Origin of the sequence: Burkholderia sp. E168m23, from assembly GCF_016586125.1 — a bacterium.
Classification (GTDB): domain Bacteria; phylum Pseudomonadota; class Gammaproteobacteria; order Burkholderiales; family Burkholderiaceae; genus Burkholderia; species Burkholderia orbicola.
In genome coordinates, this window is sequence record NZ_BCPP01000904.1 from 1 (window position 1) to 2,900 (window position 2,900).

General features: G+C 65.9%; 3 protein-coding genes and 1 pseudogene. 2 read left to right on the top strand and 2 right to left on the bottom strand.

Translation table 11 applies throughout. The features are described 5' to 3' along the window. Positions 1–93 (bottom strand): annotated as a pseudogene (locus JMF90_RS31665) (CopG family transcriptional regulator); the annotation flags it as partial. Positions 94–184: 91 nt separating this feature from the next. Further along, positions 185–1,081 (bottom strand): LysR substrate-binding domain-containing protein, encoded by an 897-nt coding sequence (locus JMF90_RS31670; RefSeq protein WP_011547970.1) that lies wholly within the window; start codon positions 1,079–1,081, stop codon positions 185–187. Positions 1,082–1,261: 180 nt separating this feature from the next. Here JMF90_RS31670 and JMF90_RS31675 point away from each other — a divergent pair, with 180 nt between their 5' ends. After that, positions 1,262–2,428, top strand: a complete 1,167-nt coding sequence (locus tag JMF90_RS31675; protein WP_011547969.1) for a branched-chain amino acid ABC transporter substrate-binding protein — start codon at positions 1,262–1,264, stop codon at positions 2,426–2,428. Positions 2,429–2,469: 41 nt separating this feature from the next. Continuing rightward, positions 2,470–2,900 (top strand): L-2-amino-thiazoline-4-carboxylic acid hydrolase (locus tag JMF90_RS31680; RefSeq protein WP_201325909.1); only part of this gene is annotated, 431 nt, incomplete at its 3' end.

A 2,900-nucleotide genomic window follows, 5' to 3' on the forward strand; every position in this document is an offset into this window, starting at 1 on the left:
AATGATGGCGGCGCGGGGACGGTGTTGAGTCTCGACGATGACGGCCAACTCGTCGAGTTGGCCATCCGACAGATCGACCAGAATCCGGCTCATGGCAACCTCCGATATATGATATGCATATCATATATGCCGCCTTGAAAGCATGCAAGGCTCTTGGGTAGGTCGACGCGGCAAGGTGCCCCGCTCAAATCCCCGCCATCTCCCGCAACCATTCCGCCAGCCGCCGCGCCCCGTCCGGCATGTCCGCGTCCTCGCGCGTGCACAGGTAGTAATCACGCCCGTCGTCCAGCGCGTGATCGGACAGTTGCACCAGCTCGCCGTTCGCCAGTTCGCGCTGGACCAGCGGCGCGCGCAGCAGCGCGGCGCCGAGATCGGCGCGGGCGGCGCTCAGCGTGAGCTGGCCGTCCTCGAACATCGGCCCCACCGCGTGCGATACGTGCCGCACGCCGGCGCCCTGCAGCCAGTTGACCCACGTGCTGCGATCCTCGTCATGCACGAGCGGCGCGCGGGCGAGATCGGCCGGCGTGCGGAACGGCCCGTGACGCTTCAGGAACGACGGGCTGCACATCGGCACCATCGCGCCCGGCAGCAGCCGCTCGCAGCGGTAGCCGGGCCAGTCGCCGGTGCCGAAGCGGATCGACAGATCCGACGCATCGCTTCGGTAGTTGCGGTGATGTGCGTACAGCACCGTGACGTCGACATCGGTGTTGTCGGCCAGGAACGCATGCAGCCGCGGAATGAACCAGCCGATGCCGAGCAGCGGAATCAGGCTGACGGTGATCTGGCGCAGCGACGAACGATCGCGCACGAAGCGTGTGGCGCTGCGCAGCACCGAGAACGCCGCGCTGATCGACCGGTAGTAGTCGCGTCCCTCGTCCGTGAGCGCGAGCAGCCGGCCTTCGCGCACGGTCAGCGGCGTCTGGATGAACGCCTCGAGCAGTTGTAACTGATGGCTGACCGCCGACGGTGTGATGTCGAGTTCGCCCGCCGCCGCGGTGACCGAGCCGAGACGCGCGAATGCTTCGAACGCACGCACCGCGCGCAGCGGCGGATCGTGCGGCAACTGTTCGATATTTTTCATGTATCGAATTTTATCGAAAAATCAGAGTAAGCGACAACATAAAAATACCCTTTATTTACAGTGATGTGCGTTAATGTGTCGGGAACGGCATAAGCATCCAATAATTGGGTATTTGGGGTTTGAGTGTCGAATATTTAATATTTTTCATGTTTTTTTGATCCGACTGACCGGTCCCCGCACATGAAAATCGCTTTCTTTTCCACCCATCTCGCCTTCTCCGCGGCCGCCCTGGTCGCCACCGTTCCCGCGTTCGCGCAGTCCGCTCCGCAGACGGTCCTGATCGGTCTCGCCGCGCCGCTCACCGGCCCGTCCGCGCGGATCGGCAAGGACTTGCAGAACGGCGCGCAACTCGCGATCGACGACGCGAACGCGAAGCATCCGACCATCGGCGGCAAGCCGGTCGTCTACAAGCTCGTCGCGGCCGACGATCAGTCCGACCCGCGCACGGCCGTCGCGGTCGCGCAGCAACTCGTCGACCAGCACGTGATCGGCGTCGTCGGTCACTGGAACACGGGCTGCAGCGTGCCGGCGTCGCGCGTGTACCGCGATGCGGGCATTCCACAGATCGCGCCGGCCTCCACCGGTCATCAATACACGCAGCAGGGCTACGCGACGGCGTTCCGCATCATGGGTCACGACGATGCAGGTGGACACTTCACCGGTGCGTACGCGGTGAAGACGCTGAAGGCGAGGCGCATCGCGGTGCTCGACGATCGCACGTCGTTCGGCGCGGGGCTGGCCGACCAGTTCATCAAGGGCGTGCAGGCGAACGGCGGCACGATCGTCGATCGTCAGTACGTGAACGACAAGACGACCGACTTCAGCGGCGTGCTGACCGCGATCAAGGGCAAGCGCGCGGATCTCGTGTTCTTCGGCGGCCTCGACGCGCAGGCCGCGCCGATCGCGCGCCGGATGCGCCAGCTCGGCGTGAACGCGCCGCTGCTCGGTGCGGGCGGCTTCGTGAGTCAGACCTTTCTGTCGCTCGCCGGCAAGGACGGCGACGGCGTGACGGCGCTCGAACCGGGCCTGCCGCTCGACCGGATGCCGGGCGGCAACGCGTTCGACACGCAATACCAGGCACGCTTTCACGCGCCGATCGAACTGCATGCGCCGTTCGCGTACGACGCGGCCGCCACGCTGATCGCGGCCGCGCAGAAGGCCGGCACGACCCAGCCGGCGAAGCTGGTCGCGGCCGTTCGTGCGATCGTGCGGCCCGGCGTGACCGGGCGCATCGCGTTCGACGCCGAAGGCAACCTGAAGGACCCGGCCTTCACGATCTACCAGGTGCGCGGCGGCAAGTGGGCCGTCGTCGACGTGCTCGGCGGCTCGCGCACCGCGGCCAAGTAACGACAAAACGACAAAACGACAAAAAAACCAGGACGATCCCCATGACAGAAGCGCACCCGACATCCGCCGCCGCACCCGAGGACACACGCCTCGGGATCCTCGCGCGGCGCCGCATCGAAGCGGAAATCATCAAGCCGATCTACGAGATCATGAAGCGCGAGTTCGGCGCCGAGCGCGCGCAGGCCGTGATCGCGGAGGCCGTGCGCGGCGCGGCCGTCGACGCGGGCCGGACGTTCGCCGCGCAGGAGCCGGACGGCACGAGCGTGAAGTCGTTCATCGCGCTGCAGGTGCTGTGGGAGAAGGACGATGCGCTCGACGTCGAGGTGCGGCGCGCGGACGACGCGCACTACGACTACGACGTGCATCGCTGCAGCTATGCGGAGATGTATCACGCGATGGGGCTCGGCGAGATCGGCCACCTGCTGAGCTGCGCGCGCGACAGCTATTTCATTCAGGGCTATGCGCCGGACAT

What these genes read in the sequence shown, in the direction of transcription:
- JMF90_RS31670 (WP_011547970.1), bottom strand. Translation starts at nt 1,081, where the DNA reads ATGAAAAATATCGAACAGTTGCCGCACGATCCGCCGCTGCGCGCGGTG.
- JMF90_RS31675 (WP_011547969.1), top strand. Translation starts at nt 1,262, where the DNA reads ATGAAAATCGCTTTCTTTTCCACCCATCTCGCCTTCTCCGCGGCCGCC.